This is a genomic window from Aquitalea denitrificans (assembly GCF_009856625.1).
In the GTDB taxonomy this organism is placed as follows: domain Bacteria; phylum Pseudomonadota; class Gammaproteobacteria; order Burkholderiales; family Chromobacteriaceae; genus Aquitalea; species Aquitalea denitrificans.
The window spans coordinates 1,878,592-1,893,947 of sequence record NZ_CP047241.1 but is presented as its reverse complement, the minus strand read 5'-3'; the positions used below and the strand labels follow the sequence as shown (position 1 = coordinate 1,893,947).

The following is a 15,356-nucleotide window of genomic DNA, read 5'->3' as shown; positions in this document are numbered from 1 at the left end:
CTGTTTCAAGCCGGCCTATTTTAACCTTCTGTGCAAGCCCGGTGTCAGGAAAAGACGGCGGCAAACAAAGCGCACTTGCTCAGGAGAACAGCGCGGTGTGTTCAAGGCCGACAAGGCAGGACCAGCATGAAGACGGCTACCGGCCCTGCCCGGCCATTATTGCGCCATCGGCATTTTCATCATCGACGACTGCTGATCCAGCATCTGCATCATCATGTCCATCATGCGCACATCGCCCTGCATCATGGATTTCATCGGCATGCCATCACCCGGCTTCATGCCCTTCATCATGCCCGCATTGGACATGCCGTCCTGACAGTGCTCCATATGCATTTGCTTCATCATGCCCATGCTGTCCTTCATCACGGCCATTCCTTCCTGCATCGCAGCCTGCCGTTCTTCAGGCGTTTTGGCGGCGGCCATTTTGGCGTGTACTGCATTCATTTTTTCCATCTGCATTTCCATCTCTTTATTTGATGGCATCACCTTGCTGGCTGGCGTTTTTTTGACAGCGGGCTTGGCGGCTTTCTTGTTGACGACGGCAGCGGAAGCATCCTGGTGATGGGCTTCATTTGCCTGTGCGCCAAAAGTGGCGGCAACAATGGCCAGGGCGATGACGGTTTTCCATTGGGTTTTCATGATTCGACTCCGTATAGACGTGACAAAGAAATACCCTGCCGCAATGGCAGGAAGGGGGACATGGGAATGGCCAACCCATCCCGCATGCGGGGCTAGTTGTTGAAGCGGGAAAACTGCAGGCGTAGCGGCCGGGCGGGTGGCCGTGGCCATGCCCGGATCGCCTGCGGCAAAAGAAAGGTGATGGCCGGCCCACCCAGCCAGATCAGGCTGATGACCAATAGCAGCAAGGACATGTGCGGCTGCCCGTGTGAATCGGCTTTCACCAGGCCGTGCTGGGCATCGGCACAGACCTTGCTACACAATTCATGGTGGGGCTGGTCATGGGCATGCTGCCATTGCGCCAGCAAGCTGGCGTGTTCATGATCCGGCTCCATCGGCATGGTATGGCAATTTGCCACCGCGACCAGCGTAAACGCCAATACCCAGGCCGCCAGCACTAGCCGGCTCCAGGTATGCAGTTGTTGGCGTATCCGGTACAAGGTGGACATCTTGTCTACTCCACGCGCTGTGCCAATCAATTGGGCAAGGCTTGTTTCAGCATGACATGCCGGTGATACATGCCAGCTTCGAAGTGCCCTGGCACATAACAGGCAAACAGGACGGACTTGCTCTTGAGCGGATCAAAGCGCCAGACAATGGTTTTAGTCTCACCCCCCTTGATGGATAGCACATTGACATCGTGATGTTCCATTCCCGCCATCTGTTTGCGCATTTCCAGCATATGCTTCTTGCGGAATGCCTCATCGCCGATGGCAAATTCATGCACAGCCTGCCCGCTATTGCTCACGACAAACTTCACCACCTCACCCCGGTGGATGTTCATGGCATCGAAATTAAGCCGCATGGTGTCGGTGGCTTCGACATGGATGGTCCGCGTGGCCTCGGATTCCGGTGCAGGCTGGCCAAAAGCAAAGTGCTTCGGCATGTCCATGCCCTTCATCTGGGCCATGGCAGTGGCGGGCAGCAGTAGTGCCAGCAGCAGAATGTGTCGTTGATAGTACATTGCACAGCTCCCGCCCGGCGGGATGAAATGGCCAAAGCCTGGCCCCACCCCGTCAGGCAATGACTCAGAAACGGCCAAACAGCACGCCGGTACGTTGGTCTTTGCTCATGGTGTAGATGGCCAGCGTGCCTGGCTTTTCTTCACCCATGCCGGGGCTGTTCAGTGGCATGCCGGGGGCAGACAGGCCCACCACGTCGGCCTTGCTGGCAAGCAGCTTCTTGATGGCGGCCACCGGCACATGACCTTCAATAGTGTAGCGGCCGATCTTGGCGGTATGGCAGCTGCCCAGACCGGGGGTAACCCCCATCTGCTGCTTGATCGGCTGCATGTCATCACGATTGATGGCGCTGACATCAAAACCGTTGTGCTTGAGATAGCTGATATAGGCCTCGCAGCAGCTGCAAGTGGGGCTCTTGTACAGCGTGACCGGGGTAGCGGCAAAAACAGCGGTGCTAAACGCGCCGAACAAGGCGGCAAAAATGCGGGTACGGATGGTGGCCATGATGGCCCTCCTTCTGGCAATGACAAGGATTCGGATGACCGGCAATAGGCCGGCAAATCGGAAAATGCTGTCAGGCCAGTAAAGGCGGACGATGTGGCGGAGAAAGGGTGATGCCAGCCAGTGCAGCGGGCTGGGTGGGGACAAAAATACCGACCTGGGCTAGCGGCGTGGCAGACCAGGCTGCTTGCTGGAACAAGGAAGGCGCGCAGAGCTGCACGCAGCCGGCACCGCTGCACAACATGCCATGCGCAGCTTTTGCATTGGCGGCATGTGTCGGCATCTTGCCTGCGGTTTCCTCATGGCAGGCAGCATGGGTTTCATGGGCCATGCAGTCTGCCGATATGATTGCCTCGCCGGCCATGGCCATGTCGGCACCCGCCGCCAGCACATTAAGTGCCGGAAGCGCGAGCAGAAACATCAGCAGGAAACGGTACAAGGCTTTCATACCCGGCAAGATAGCACCGTTTGGCGGCACAGGTGAATCACCAATCAGCCCTGCTTGCGGCATTATTGATCTGGATCAGCTGCACCGCGCCGCCCCTTGGCAAGGGTAGACAAAGCTGCCGGTCAGAGCGGATTGGCCGCATCAGGCAAGGCCAGTTTGCTGCTTACGCTAACAAAGCGGGTCGACGGGCCGCCCGAAAAACGGCTTGCTGGCCCCTGGTCTGGGCGGCACATGCCGCCACTGCCGGTGACAGAAGGCAAAAACCACTAGGCTTGTGCCGGCGCTTCCGGGCAAACCCGGTTGCGGCCATTCTGCTTGGCACGGTACAGGGCATCGTCCACCCGCTTCACCAGGCTGTCGGTCACGTCGCCGCTGCGCCATGCGGCCACGCCAAAGCTGCTGCTTGCACTGTCCACCACGGCAAAGCGGTGTGCCGCAACGCAGGCGCGCATGTGCTCGGCCAGCTGCATGGCCTGCTCTAGGCTGGTATCCGGACACAACACCACAAATTCCTCGCCACCCCAGCGTGCCAGGGTATCGCTTGCGCGCAGCCTATCTTGCAGGATGGCAGTGAAATCCTGCAGCAACGTATCACCAACCAGATGGCCCCAGCGATCGTTTACCTGCTTGAACTTGTCGATATCGGCCATGATTACCGCCAGTTGGCGCCCCTCTGCCTGCGCACGCTGCATTTCAACGGCAAAGCGCTCTTCCAGCCCAAAACGGTTGAGCGCACCAGTCAGCTTGTCACTGATTGCCTGCCGTGCCAGCCGCGCATGCGCATCCTGCAGTTCAGCCGTGCGCAGTGCCACTTCCTGCATCAGGATATCGTTATGGTGCACCTCGAAATCATGCGCCCGCTGCAGGCGGGCATAGGCATCATTCAGGCCATCGGCCAGCACGCTCAGCTCATCCTGATGCGCATGCCGACGATGCAGCACAAAGGGACGCAAACGCTTGCCTGGTTCGAATGATTGGGCAAATTCCGCCATTTGCGTCAGGTGGCGGGTGATCATCCATGAAATCAACAGCAGGATGCAGATCGAGGTGACCATGGACTTGGCCGTCTGTGCCGCCAGCACGATGGCAATGCGGTCCAGGGTACGGCCATACAGGGTGTGCAGGTTAGGCTCGATGTAGATCATCCCCACCACCATGCCATGACGCCGCAGGGCAAAGCGGTAGATGCGGTCCGCATCGCGGTCCATCTGGCCGGTGGTCAGCTCCGCCTGCTGGCTGGGGCCATAGCGCACCATGGCCCCGGCAACCCAGGGCGAATGGCCGATACCATCCAGTTGTACCTGCATGCTGGCGACATTGAAGTTCCAGGCGGCATCGGCCAAACCGGGCAGCTGGTTCTGCTCGATGTAATGCATGCCCTTTTCCAGATCGGACACATCCTGCCGGTAGTCGAAAAACAGCTGTACCGAGGTGGCAATCAATGCCGCGCTGGCGCTGATGCAGACAATCCACAACAGCATGCGCCGGGCCAGCACGCTGGACATGCCGTGACTCAAACGGGTGCAGATCTGGCGCAGGCCATGCCAGGAGGAAAACGTGTACATGCCGGCTTACCTGGAATTGCTTTTGAAAGGTGAGCGCCGGACAAACACATCCTCGTAGCGCCTGGCGGCCTCCGGGTCCAGCCAGCGCGCCTCGGCATCAATCCACGGTGGTCGCTTGCCGGCCCTGGCAACGATCTCGTTCACCCGCCGGACCACCTTGCGGCCCCACTCACTCTTGGTACAACCCACATAGCCGATGGTGTATTCGGGCAGGCCGGCAATCGGCAGATAGACAAATTTCTGCTCGGCCGGCAGCTGCAATTTACGCGAAAACCAGTTGATTTCATCCGGATAGCTGATGATGTAATCCACCCAGCCGCTGGCCAGCTGACGGAACGGCCCCTCGTCGTCATCGCTGGTCAGCAGCAGGTTTTTCTGCCCGGCCGCCGCCGTCATGGCCTCCAGTACCGGAGGCGGATAGCCGCGTTTCTCCTGCCTCACGGTAATCAGCGTGGTATCGCGCATCAGCCGGGCGATATCCACCGCCCCGCCGCCATCGCGGTATGCCGCCAGACGGCCCACCCGGTCGGCGCGCACCACCAGGTGGTGCGGCAGGACAAACTCCACCGGGCCGCTGAAGTCCACGTAGGCTTCACGCTCTGCGGTCTTGAGCAGGCTGGGTTCGCACACCGGCAGCCCCTGCTTCATCAGGCCAAATACCCGTGACATGCTGGAGTTTTGCACCACGTGGTGGAACTCGGGCGTACGTTCGATGAAATAGCGCAGGAACACATCGGCGTAGCCCGTCCCCTGATATGGGCCGCTGGTAATGATGACCGGCGGATAGTCGGGCATCTGCCAGTTGACGCTGACCTCGCCGGCCTGTACCACGCCACCGGCCAGGGCGAGACTCCAGGCCATGCCAACCGTCAACAGTGGCTGGCAAAACCCTGCCCCGTCTTGCCATGTGGCGGCTGAGAACATGCAATATCCTTTACTGCATCAAACGCAAAGGCATACATTCTCTCCGCCAAGCCCCCGGGCAGCAAGCCCCTTCGCAACACCCCCACCCTGCCTCAAACCCTTGCACGGGAATGTTTTCCGGATTTGAGCACTTGTATGTCAGCAGCCAGATTCCGTGGCCGCCGCCACTCAGACCAACTTTCCCAACAGCAGCAAATCAACAAACAGCCCGGACAGCAACACATCCTGCAACATGCACAGGCTGAGCATGGCCAGATACAGCGCGCCGACCAGGCACCACCGCGTGCGACAGCACATACATCATACTGGCCGAGCAGATCCTCACGGGCAGCTAGCCGCCGGTCGGCAGCGACCTTACAGCTTCAGCAGCCCCAGCACCAGCGCCACCACGCCACCGGCAATCAGCGGACCCACCGCCAAGCCACGGAAAAAACACACGCCAACCAAGGTGCCTATCATCAGCGCGGTCACCGCCTCCGGCGAGGACTTCATGAAGGGCACGCCCTGGCCGGCAATCCAGGCCACCAGCAGACCAGTCAGTACCGCGATCACCCCGGCAGGCGACTTGAACACATTGGCAATACTGCTGGCATCCACCCGGCCGGATACCAGCGGCACCAGCACGGCGGCAGTCAGAATGGCCACGCCGACATTGATGCCCTTGGATTCGATGACCGGCAGCCAGCTGTCCAGCCCCACAAGCTTGATCAGCAGCAGCACTAGCGCCGCAATCGACACGGTGAAATTATTGCCGATCAGAGAGATGGCCAGGATGAGCAGGATGGGGAGATTGTCAAAATGCATTGCGGATCGCTTCAGGAAAAGGCAGCGCCAGCAGGCAGGCGCAGCTGCGCTGAGTGGCGTACGGTAATGAGTAATGCTCGCAATTATACGCCAGCACACCGTCACCACCGGCAGCAATGCAGCAACAAAAAAAAAGCGAGGGCATTGTTCAATGCCCTCGCACAAGGTCGCAGTAGCTACCAGCAAGCTGGCAGCCAGACAGGATTCCGAATTACTTGATGAAGCTGAGTTGCTGGCAGATTTTGTCCAGCACCGGCTTTTTCTTCTCGTTGAATTGTTCTTTGTTTTGCTGGATCAGGTTATTGCCCTGGGTGTCGATGGAGATGATCAGCGGGCCAAACACCCGCACCCGGTTGATCCACAGGGTTTCCGGCATGCCCAGGTCCTGCCATTCGGCACCTTCGATTTCCTCTACCAGCGTGGCGGCCAACACGGCGCAGCCACCGGGAAAGATGGCATGCACGGCCTTGTGTTCCTGGCAGCCGGCAGCCGTTTCCGGCCCCATGCCGCCCTTGCCGACAATCAGCTTTACCCCGGTCTGTTTGATGAATTCGCGCTCGAACTTTTCCATGCGCATGCTGGTGGTGGGGCCGATGGACACCATTTCAAACTTGCCGTCGTCCTTCTTGCGCACGATGGGGCCGGCATGAAAAATCGCCCCACCTTCCAGATTCACCGGCAGTTCCCGGCCTTGTTCGATCAGGCGACGGTGCGCCACGTCGCGACAGGTCACCAGCTGGCCGGTGAGGTACACCACGTCGCCAATGCGCAGCTCGGCCAGGTCTTCGTCTTTGATCGGGGTTGTCAGGATTTTTTTCACAGCACCACTCCTTCGTGGGACAGGATTTCATAGGACAGGTCGGCATGGACGCGGATCTTGCCGCGACGATGCGCCCAGCAGCCGGTATTCACCGCCACGCCAATGGTGGACGGATGACGGGCGGAGGATTCGATATTCACCCCCATCACGCTGTTGTTGCCGGTGAGGCCTTGCGGGCCGATGCCGATCTCGTTCAAGCCCTGCTCCAGCAGCTCTTCCATCAGCGCGGCGCGCGGGTTGCTGCTTTTGGAGTCCACCGGACGCATGATGGCCAGCTTGGACAGCCGGGCAGCGGTTTCCACTGAAGTCGACACCCCTACCCCCACCAGCAAGGGCGGGCAGGCATTGACGCCGCGTTCGGTAATCACGTCCATCACAAACTCGGCCACGCCTTCGTAACCCTGACCCGGCATCAGCACCTTGGCCGCGCCCGGCAGGGTGCAGCCGCCGCCAGCCATGTAGACGTCGATAGTGCAACTGTCCGAATCCGGCACAATGCGCCAGTCCAGCCAGGGGATGTTGGTGCCGGTGTTGGTGCCGGTATTTTTTTCGTCAAAGGTTTCCACCGCGTTGTGGCGCAGCGGGCCCAGCCTGGTGGCACCGGCCAGCGCCTCGCGCAGGATGTCTTCCAGCTCGCCCAGCAGCGGGAAGTGCGCGCCGGCCTCGATGAAATACTGGATCACCCCGGTGTCCTGGCAACTGGGGCGGTCCAGCTTGTCGGCGGCCTGCTGGTTGCCTTCCATGGTGTCGTAGATGGATTTGGCCAGCGGGTTGGTTTCCAGCGTGCGCAAATCAGCCAGTTTGGCCTTCACATCACGTGGCAGGCGTTTGCCGATGTAGGCGGTGAATTTGGCCATGGTGTCCGTCAGGGACTGGATGGCGATTTCCTTGTCCATGTTGTGTCCTCGCAAATGGGTGGGATTCAGGGGTGGGGTTTAGTGACGGTCCTGAGTGACCGCCATGACGGATGCCTCTGCCGCCTGGAAGCGACTGAGCACCAGCGTCAGAACTGCAGAAAACATCAGCAAGCCGGCGACGAAGTACAGGCCACCGGCAAAGCTGCCGGTCTGGTCCTTGATCCAGCCGATCATGGCCGGGCCGACAAAACCGCCCAGGTTGCCAATGGAGTTGATGGCGGCAATGCCACTGGCAGCAGCAGTGCCGGACAGGAACAGGGTGGGCATGCTCCACAGCGGCGGCTTGGCACAGCTGATGCCGATATTGACCAGGGTGAGCGCGGCAATCAGGCCGATGACACCGCTGGCACCGCTGGCCACCACCAGGCCGATTGCCGCGGCAATACAGGCCAGCACCACATGCCAGGTACGTTCGCCGCTACGGTCGGAATGGCGTGACCACAACACCATGGTCACCACCGAAACGGTGGGCGGCACGGCATTGAGCACCCCCACCGTCATGGAAGAGACACCCAGCTGCTTGATGATCTGCGGAGCCCAGATACCCAGGGTGTACAGGCCGGCCGACGTGCCGAAGTAGATGAAGGCCAGCGCCAGCACTCGCGGATTGCTCAGGCCGGCAAGCAGGCTGTGGTGATCCTCCCCACCCTTGCCCTGCTGCTCGGCCTGCATGGTGGACACCAGCCAGTTGCGCTCGTCGGCGGCCAGCCAGTGCGCCTGCTCCGGACGGTCGGTCATGCAGAAGAACACCACGCCACCCAGCAACAGGGCCGGGAAAGCTTCGATCAGGAACATCCACTGCCAGCCGTGCAGGCCCAGATAGCCGTGCATTTCCAGCAGCGCCGCCGAAATGGGCGAACCCAGCGCAGTGGAAATGGGCGCGGCAGCCATGAACAATGCCGTGATGCCCGCACGGCGGCGTGCCGGAAACCAGTAGCTGAGATAAAGAATGATGCCGGGGAAGAAACCGGCTTCGGCCGCCCCCAGCAGAAAGCGGATCACATAAAAGCTGAGCGGCCCCTGCACAAAGGCCATGGCGCCGGAAATCACCCCCCAGCTGAGCATGATGCGGGTTATCCACTTGCGCGCGCCAAAGCGATGCAGGGCGATATTGGACGGCACTTCGCACAGGAAGTAGCCCCAGAAGAAAATGCCTGCGCCAAAGCCGAGGATGGAGGCGGAAAAGCCCAGATCCTGCTTCATGCTCAAGGCAGCAAAGCCGATGTTCACCCGGTCGATGTAGGCAATGAAGTACAGCAGCATGATGAGTGGAACAATGCGCCAGCTGACGCGGCGCATTGTGCTTGCTTCGATATCGTGTCCCATAGGTTCTCCTCTTTGTTTCCGATTGTTGCGGGATGTTGGCGACATCCCCCTTGTGGCCATCTGTGGTGGCCCCTGCCGTCAGCACCTGCTTGCTGCGGTCAGGATTTTTTGATTCGGTTGAGCGTTGCGAGGAGATTAGCCTGTTTGAAAAAGTAATTAATCGAAGTAAACTTAAAACATCATTACGCCAAACGTAACAATCAATATGCAATCCGACCTTGCCTTCTTCTGCCTGATCGTCAAACAGGGCAGCATGGCCGCCGCCGCGCGCGAGCTGAACCTAACGCCGCCGTCGGTATCGCGCCGCCTGGCACAACTGGAAGAACGGCTGGGCGTGCGTCTGCTCAACCGCACCACCCGCCGGCTAAGCCTGACCGGCGAAGGCGAGGCCTACTTTGCCAGCGCCCTGCGCATCCTCAGCGATATCGAGGAAATGGAGCAGCGTGTCTCCAGCAGCCGCGCCGCACCCAAGGGCCTGTTGCGCATCAACGCCCCGCTGGGCTTCGGGCGTTCCTATATCGGGCCGGCGATTTCAGCCTTCAACAAGCGCTATCCGGAAGTAGAAGTCCAGCTGCACCTGAGCGACCGCCCGGTCAACCTGCCGGATGAGGCCATTGATATCGCCATCCGCTTTGGCGAAGCACCGGACTCCCGCCTGATTGCCAAGAAAATTGCCGCCAACCGCCGCCTGCTGTGCGCCTCGCCGGCTTATCTGGCCGCCGCCGGCAGCCCGCAGACGCCACACGACCTCACCCGCCACCAGTGCATCGTGCTGCGACAAAATGAAATGGCGGCCGGCAACTGGCGACTGAGCCATGGCAAGCAGACAGAAACGGTGAAAGTACATGGCACACTCAGCACCAATGACGGCGAAGTGGCACTGAACTGGGCGCTGGATGGCTATGGCATCCTGATGCGGGCGGAATGGGATGTGGCCAAATACCTGCGCAGCGGCAGGCTGGTACAGGTGCTGGCAGAATTCGACACCCCGCCAGCCGATGTCTACGCGGTATACATGGAAAGGCTGAACCTGTCGGCCAAGGTGAGCTGTTTTGTCGAGCATCTGCGCAACTTCATGCGCCAGCATGCCGACGGCCCGGCAGCCGGGCGCACCGCCTGGTAGATGTCCTGCCCGCTGAGCGGCCTAGCCTGCCAGGCGGGTGGCAAACCATTGCTGCAGAAAAGCAATGCACACCCGCACCTTGGCCGAAGCGGAAGAGCGTTCCGGATACACCGCCCAGACATCGGCCGGCTGGTATTGCTCAGGCAAGATGTGCAGCAGGCGTCCGTGCTGCACATCATCCGCCACATCCCAGGCCGAGCGCAGGATGATGCCATGCCCGTCCAGCGCCCATTGCCGGGCGATTTCGCCATTATTGCTGGCCAGCCGCCCGCCCACCCGCACCACCGCCTCCCCTTGCGGGCCGTGCAGCGTCCAGCGGCCATAGTCCTGATCCCGCTCGCGGATGAGAATGCACTGATGCCGGGTCAGCGCGGACACCGACTGCGGCATGCCATGCGCAGCCACATAGGATGGTGCGGCACACAAAATCCGCCGGTTGGCGGCGATACGGCGGGTAATGACATTGCCTTCACGCACGCTGCCCACCCGGATATCCAGTTGGAAACCCTCCTCCACCAGATCCACCGCCCGGTCCAGCAATTCCAGTTGTATTTCCAGTTGCGGCTGCTGCACGGCCAGCGCCGACAATGCCGCCGCCAGCTTGCTGCGGCCAAAGCCGCTGCTGCTGCAGATGCGGATCAGCCCGTCGGCCTGTGACTTCTCCTGCGACACCGCCTCGCCCATCAGCCGCACATCTTCCAGAATGCGCAGCGCCCACTGGTGTACCACCTCGCCCTGCGCCGTCAGCCCGACATGGCGCGTGGTACGGTGAAACAGACGCTCCTTGATCACCTGTTCCAGCAGGCCGATACGTTTGCTGACCAGCGCCTTGGATACCCCCATGGCACGGGCGGTGGCGGCAAAGCTGCGGTGACGCACCACCTGGCAAAACAGTTGCAGATCATCCAGCTGCGGCTTGTCGTTCACGATTCGTATCCAATCAATCAACAGTCACGTCAATTGTAAATAATTCGTAGCTTGTTAAGCTAAGCTTTTGCACCGTCGCTGGATGAAAGTAGACACCATGAAACACAGGATTGCCGTGATAGCCGGGGATGGCATTGGTCAGGAAGTGATGCCGGAAGGCTTGCGCGTATTGCAGGCGGCCAGCCGCCGGTTTGGTCTGGAGCTGGAGTTTCAGGTATTCGACTGGGCCAATTGCGATTACTACCTGCAACACGGGCAGATGATGCCGGACGACTGGCATGCGCAGCTGTCCGGCTGTGACGCCATCTATTTTGGCGCAGTCGGCTGGCCGGACAAGGTGCCGGACCATATCTCGCTGTGGGGCTCGCTGCTGAAGTTCCGCCGCGAGTTCGACCAGTATGCCAATGTACGCCCGGTGCGGCTGATGCCCGGCATCCCCTGCCCGCTGGCCGGCAAAGAGATGGGCGATATCGACTTCATGGTGGTGCGCGAGAATACCGAGGGCGAGTACTCCTCCATCGGCGGCCGCATTTTTGAAGGCACCGAGCGGGAAACCGTGGTGCAGGAATCCATCTTCACCCGCCACGGCACCGATCGCATCCTGAAGTTTGCCTTCGAGATGGCACAAAAGCGGCCGAAAAAACACCTGACCTCCGCCACCAAATCCAACGGCATCGCCATCAGCATGCCCTACTGGGACGAGCGGCTGGCAGCCATGGCCGGTCACTACCCGGATGTGGCCTGGGACAAATACCACATCGACATCCTCACCGCGCGCTTCGTCCTCAGCCCGGAGCGCTTTGACGTGGTGGTGGCCTCCAATCTGTTTGGCGACATCCTGTCCGACCTGGGCCCGGCCTGCACCGGCACCATCGGCATTGCCCCATCGGCCAACCTGAACCCGGAACGCAACTTCCCCTCGCTGTTTGAGCCGGTACACGGCTCCGCCCCCGACATCTTCGGCCAGGGCATTGCCAACCCGATCGCCATGATCTGGTGCGGGGCGATGATGCTGGAATTTCTGGGGCAAGGCGATGCCCGCTACCAGGGGGCGCACGATGCCATCATGGCGGCCATCCATCAGGTATTGGAACACGGCCCGCGCACCCCGGACATGGGGGGCAATGCCAGTACCGAGACACTGGGCAAGGCCGTGGCCGCGGCACTGCTACAGGGCAACTAACCCCGGCAGCCGGCCTTGTTCCACCGGCCGGCTGAGCGCACGCCTGAGCCACCGCCGGTGACTTTCTGTCCGTGCCAGCACCAGGACTTGGACACAGCAGCGCCGGCGCAAGGCATGAGCAAAAAAAGGGGGGAGACACTCCCCCCACACACCCGAGGCACAACAGCATCTGTTGTACCAAGGGATGCCATGCTTCAGACCGTGCAAAACCGGTGAAAAATGGGCTGGATGCGTCAATTGGCAACTTTTCTGCATTGAGCCCCAGCCGCCGGCACTGCCACGCGGGATGATGCCCGGCCTGATATCAGGCCGGTGCAAAGGCCGCCCGGTAGCTCAGGCCAGCGTATCGAAGGCGCGGGCGAAGTCGGCGATCAGGTCGTCCACCTCTTCCAGCCCCAGCGAAACACGCACCATGCCGTCCGGAATATCCATTTCCTGGCGCTTTTCCGGGCCAGCTTCCCAGAAGATGGTGGATGCCACCGGAATCACCAGCGTGCGGGTGTCCCCCAGACCGGTGGCCTTGATCGGCAGTTGCAGGGTATTGAGGAAGGCATTGGTCTGCTCGGCAGCGCGCAGCTCGAAGGACAGCAGCCAGGCATTGGCGCGAAACAGCGTACTGGCGCGCTGATGCTGCGGATGGCTGGCCAAACCGGGATAGGACACCTTGCGTACCGCCGAGTGTGCCTCCAGGTATTCGGCCAACCGCTGGGCGCTGGCGCTGCTGTGTTTAACCCGCAGCGCCAGTGTTTCCATGCCGATGGAAATCTGGTTGGCGTGTTCGGAGGACAAGGAAGCCCCCATGTCGCGCAAGCCCTTCTTGCGGATCTGGGTGAGGCCCTGCTGCGCCACCGCCACCTTGCGGTATTCATCGGCGATATTGGGATAACCAGCCCAATCAAACAGGCCGGTATCAGTGACCGCGCCACCCAGCGCCGCGCCGTGGCCGGAGATGGTCTTGGTCAGGGAGTTGACCACCAGGCTGGCACCCACGCTGGCCGGGTTAAACAGGGCCGGTGAGGTAATGGTGTTGTCCACCACATAAACCAGCCCGTGCGCACGGCACAGGCTGCCAATGCCTTGCAGGTCGGCAATCTGGGTACCCGGGTTGGCAATGGTTTCCACAAACACCATGCGGGTAGCCGGGGTCAGCACCGCCGCCACGCTGTCGGCAGAGGCCATGTCCACCATGCTGACCTCCACACCGAACTGGCGCAGGGTGTTCAGCAGGCTGTTGGTATTGCCGAACACATGGCGGCTGGACACGATATGGTCACCCGCCTTGAGCAGGGTGAGGAAGATGGCGGCAATGGCACCCATGCCGGTGGCAAAGCACACCGTACCGACACCGCCTTCGATTTCGTTGATCTTGGCCTCCAGCATGGCCGTGGTGGGCGTGCCCTGGCGGGCATAATTGAAACCGCCCTTTTTTGTGCCCTGAAAGATGCCGATCAGGTCCTCCACGCGCTCCAGCCCGTACTGCACGCTATTGTGCAGCGGTGCGCGCAATGCGCCATATTCCATGCCCGCGCGACGGTCGCGGTGCACAATGGTGGTGGTGAGGCCCTGCTTGTCTGTTTTGCTCATTGCTCCGGTTCCCGATACAGATTTTCTGCGTGCTGTGCTGTCACTGACAGGGCTTGCCGCCTTGCCACCGGCGGTGGGCCGCAGAGATGGCTGACAGGCAAATCCTGCATGAATACTGGTGGCCGGCAGATGCGGTGCAAAGTCCTGCACGCGGCTGCGGCAAGCCTCCACGATACACCTTTTGCCCGTGAAATTGACCCAGCCGCCCGCATTTACGCTGCGGGCAGATGCAGATTGCTGCGCCGCACATGGCGCTGCGCAAGCACGCAGGAGCAGGCAAGCCAGCTAAAAACAGGGCCGATAAGCGCTACCAGACACGGCACTGCCGCCAGATGAAAAAGCGGCCGGCGGGCTGCAATGCAGCGCGCCGGCCCAGGCATGAGACTACTGAGAACGCGGGGGAAACTGTAGTGACCGTCTGGCTCAGCACCAAGGGCTCAACGAACGACGGACTCCACCGTCCAGGCATTGTTTTTCACCACCGACAGCGTTACCGGGGCTTTTTGCAGATTGCCGTTGGCGGTAAAGGCAAAGTCCGCCGTCACACCGCTGTAGCGGATAGCCGCCAACTTGGGCAGGTATTTGGCGGGTTCTACCGAACCGGCCTGCTTCATCGCCTCGGCCACCAGCATCACCCCGTCGTAAAACTGCGGTCCCAGCAATACCACGTCCTGGTGGAAACGTGCCTTGTAGCGGGTTTCGAATGCCTTGCCGGCCGGACGGGCATTCAGCACACCGCCCGGCACTGCCGAGTAATGTCCGGCTGCATCGGCCCCGGCCAGTTGCAGGAAAGTGGGCGTGTTCATCATATCGCCACCCATCAGCTTGGCCTTCAGGCCCAGACGCTTAAGCTGCTTGGCCATCGGCGCGGCCTGGGCATCGGCTCCGCCATAGAAAATGACATCCGGATTAGCCGCCTTGACTGCGGTGAGGATGGAGGTGAAATCCGTTGCCTTGTCGGTGGTGAACTCACGCCGTGCCACCTTGCCGCCACTGGCGGTAACTGCCTTGACGAATTCGTCGGCAATGCCCTGGCCATAGGCGGTGCGGTCGTCGATAGCGACAATGCTCTTGGCCTTCAGCGTCTTGACGGCAAACTGACCCAGCGCCCCGCCCACCTGGCTGTCGCTGCCCACCAGACGGAAGGTGGTTTTATAGCCTTGCTGGGTGTAGGCCGGGTTGGTGGACACCGATAGCTGCGGAATGCCGGCATCGGAATAAATGCGCGAGGCCGGAATCGACACCCCGGAGTTGAAGTGGCCGATGATGGCCTTCACCCCGGCATCCACCAGCCGCTGCGCCGCCTGGGTGCCAATGCGCGGGTCAGCCTGATCGTCCTCCGACACCAGTTCGAACTTGATTTTCTGCCCGCCCACCACCAGGCCCTTGGCATTGATGTCGTCAATGGCCATTTTGGTGGCGTTTTCATTGTCCTTGCCGTAATGCGCCTGCGGGCCGGACAAGGGCGAGGAAAAGCCGATCTTCACCACGGTGTCGGCATGCGCGGCGGCAATGGCAAACGGTGCCATCATGCCCCCCAGCGCCACCACCCAGTTCAGCTGTGCAAACAGTTTGTTCTGTGCCATGTCATTTC

At 60.8% G+C, this 15,356-nt stretch carries 16 protein-coding genes; 2 read left to right on the top strand and 14 right to left on the bottom strand.

Annotated elements, in window-relative coordinates; all coding sequences use genetic code 11:
• Positions 1-156: 156 nt before the first annotated feature.
• The 11 genes from GSR16_RS08605 to GSR16_RS08555 form a co-directional block, all read right to left on the bottom strand.
• Entirely contained in the window at positions 157-789 is a 633-nt protein-coding gene (locus GSR16_RS08605; RefSeq protein WP_205677527.1) for a hypothetical protein, read from the bottom strand.
• Positions 732-1,127 carry a hypothetical protein gene (locus tag GSR16_RS08600; RefSeq protein WP_159876421.1) on the bottom strand — a complete coding sequence of 132 codons (396 nt, stop codon included), beginning with the start codon at positions 1,125-1,127 and terminating at the stop codon, positions 732-734. The genes GSR16_RS08605 and GSR16_RS08600 overlap by 58 nt, the downstream gene beginning before the upstream one ends.
• 26 nt (positions 1,128-1,153) lie before the next feature.
• On the bottom strand, positions 1,154-1,642 hold the full coding sequence (locus GSR16_RS08595; RefSeq protein ID WP_159876419.1) for a cupredoxin domain-containing protein: 489 nt from the start codon (positions 1,640-1,642) through the stop codon (positions 1,154-1,156).
• Positions 1,643-1,706: 64 nt separating this feature from the next.
• Positions 1,707-2,144, bottom strand: coding sequence for a DUF411 domain-containing protein (locus GSR16_RS08590; RefSeq protein ID WP_159876417.1), 438 nt, complete (start codon positions 2,142-2,144; stop codon positions 1,707-1,709).
• 70 nt (positions 2,145-2,214) lie between these two features.
• The gene (locus GSR16_RS08585) at positions 2,215-2,598 is read right to left on the bottom strand and encodes a hypothetical protein (RefSeq protein WP_159876415.1); all 384 of its coding nucleotides are present in this window, start codon (positions 2,596-2,598) and stop codon (positions 2,215-2,217) included.
• A 257-nt stretch (positions 2,599-2,855) separates the two neighbouring features.
• Positions 2,856-4,154 carry a sensor domain-containing diguanylate cyclase gene (locus GSR16_RS08580; protein WP_159876413.1) on the bottom strand — a complete coding sequence of 433 codons (1,299 nt, stop codon included), beginning with the start codon at positions 4,152-4,154 and terminating at the stop codon, positions 2,856-2,858.
• Positions 4,155-4,160: 6 nt separating this feature from the next.
• Positions 4,161-5,078 (bottom strand): TIGR02285 family protein, encoded by a 918-nt coding sequence (locus tag GSR16_RS08575; protein ID WP_159876411.1) that lies wholly within the window; start codon positions 5,076-5,078, stop codon positions 4,161-4,163.
• Positions 5,079-5,432: 354 nt separating this feature from the next.
• Positions 5,433-5,882 carry a DUF441 domain-containing protein gene (locus GSR16_RS08570; RefSeq protein WP_159876409.1) on the bottom strand — a complete coding sequence of 150 codons (450 nt, stop codon included), beginning with the start codon at positions 5,880-5,882 and terminating at the stop codon, positions 5,433-5,435.
• Between the two features lie 211 nt (positions 5,883-6,093).
• Entirely contained in the window at positions 6,094-6,702 is a 609-nt protein-coding gene (gene ttdB, locus GSR16_RS08565; RefSeq protein ID WP_159876407.1) for a L(+)-tartrate dehydratase subunit beta, read from the bottom strand.
• Positions 6,699-7,598, bottom strand: a complete 900-nt coding sequence (gene ttdA / locus GSR16_RS08560; RefSeq protein WP_159876405.1) for a L(+)-tartrate dehydratase subunit alpha — start codon at positions 7,596-7,598, stop codon at positions 6,699-6,701. Before ttdA ends, ttdB begins: the two co-directional genes overlap by 4 nt.
• A gap of 39 nt (positions 7,599-7,637) precedes the next feature.
• A complete protein-coding gene (locus tag GSR16_RS08555) occupies positions 7,638-8,945 on the bottom strand; it encodes an MFS transporter (protein ID WP_159876403.1) in 1,308 nt (435 codons plus the stop codon).
• Positions 8,946-9,150: 205 nt separating this feature from the next.
• Between GSR16_RS08555 and GSR16_RS08550 the strand changes: the two genes are divergently transcribed.
• Complete coding sequence (locus tag GSR16_RS08550; RefSeq protein WP_205677526.1) at positions 9,151-10,068, top strand: LysR family transcriptional regulator; 918 nt, start codon at positions 9,151-9,153, stop codon at positions 10,066-10,068.
• A gap of 21 nt (positions 10,069-10,089) precedes the next feature.
• On the opposite strand, the gene GSR16_RS08545 is transcribed toward GSR16_RS08550, so the two are convergent.
• The gene (locus tag GSR16_RS08545; RefSeq protein WP_159876401.1) at positions 10,090-10,995 is read right to left on the bottom strand and encodes a LysR family transcriptional regulator; all 906 of its coding nucleotides are present in this window, start codon (positions 10,993-10,995) and stop codon (positions 10,090-10,092) included.
• A 97-nt stretch (positions 10,996-11,092) separates the two neighbouring features.
• Here GSR16_RS08545 and GSR16_RS08540 point away from each other — a divergent pair, with 97 nt between their 5' ends.
• A complete protein-coding gene (locus GSR16_RS08540; RefSeq protein WP_159876399.1) occupies positions 11,093-12,178 on the top strand; it encodes a tartrate dehydrogenase in 1,086 nt (361 codons plus the stop codon).
• Between the two features lie 333 nt (positions 12,179-12,511).
• Here GSR16_RS08540 and GSR16_RS08535 read toward each other — a convergent pair whose 3' ends face one another.
• Together GSR16_RS08535 and GSR16_RS08530 are read right to left on the bottom strand one after the other, a co-directional pair.
• Positions 12,512-13,762, bottom strand: a complete 1,251-nt coding sequence (locus tag GSR16_RS08535; protein ID WP_159876397.1) for a cystathionine gamma-synthase family protein — start codon at positions 13,760-13,762, stop codon at positions 12,512-12,514.
• A 437-nt stretch (positions 13,763-14,199) separates the two neighbouring features.
• On the bottom strand, positions 14,200-15,348 hold the full coding sequence (locus GSR16_RS08530) for a branched-chain amino acid ABC transporter substrate-binding protein (protein WP_159876395.1): 1,149 nt from the start codon (positions 15,346-15,348) through the stop codon (positions 14,200-14,202).
• Positions 15,349-15,356 lie beyond the last annotated feature (8 nt).

Bases quoted from the DNA above. Each gene is read 5' to 3' on its own strand.
- GSR16_RS08575 (WP_159876411.1), bottom strand. From the start codon at position 5,078: ATGTTCTCAGCCGCCACATGGCAAGACGGGGCAGGGTTTTGCCAGCCA.
- ttdA (WP_159876405.1), bottom strand. From the start codon at position 7,598: ATGGACAAGGAAATCGCCATCCAGTCCCTGACGGACACCATGGCCAAA.
- GSR16_RS08530 (WP_159876395.1), bottom strand. From the start codon at position 15,348: ATGGCACAGAACAAACTGTTTGCACAGCTGAACTGGGTGGTGGCGCTG.
- GSR16_RS08540 (WP_159876399.1), top strand. From the start codon at position 11,093: ATGAAACACAGGATTGCCGTGATAGCCGGGGATGGCATTGGTCAGGAA.
- GSR16_RS08580 (WP_159876413.1), bottom strand. From the start codon at position 4,154: ATGTACACGTTTTCCTCCTGGCATGGCCTGCGCCAGATCTGCACCCGT.
- GSR16_RS08535 (WP_159876397.1), bottom strand. From the start codon at position 13,762: ATGAGCAAAACAGACAAGCAGGGCCTCACCACCACCATTGTGCACCGC.
- GSR16_RS08595 (WP_159876419.1), bottom strand. From the start codon at position 1,642: ATGTACTATCAACGACACATTCTGCTGCTGGCACTACTGCTGCCCGCC.
- GSR16_RS08555 (WP_159876403.1), bottom strand. From the start codon at position 8,945: ATGGGACACGATATCGAAGCAAGCACAATGCGCCGCGTCAGCTGGCGC.
- GSR16_RS08590 (WP_159876417.1), bottom strand. From the start codon at position 2,144: ATGGCCACCATCCGTACCCGCATTTTTGCCGCCTTGTTCGGCGCGTTT.
- GSR16_RS08605 (WP_205677527.1), bottom strand. From the start codon at position 789: ATGGCCACGGCCACCCGCCCGGCCGCTACGCCTGCAGTTTTCCCGCTT.
- GSR16_RS08550 (WP_205677526.1), top strand. From the start codon at position 9,151: ATGCAATCCGACCTTGCCTTCTTCTGCCTGATCGTCAAACAGGGCAGC.
- GSR16_RS08570 (WP_159876409.1), bottom strand. From the start codon at position 5,882: ATGCATTTTGACAATCTCCCCATCCTGCTCATCCTGGCCATCTCTCTG.
- GSR16_RS08600 (WP_159876421.1), bottom strand. From the start codon at position 1,127: ATGTCCACCTTGTACCGGATACGCCAACAACTGCATACCTGGAGCCGG.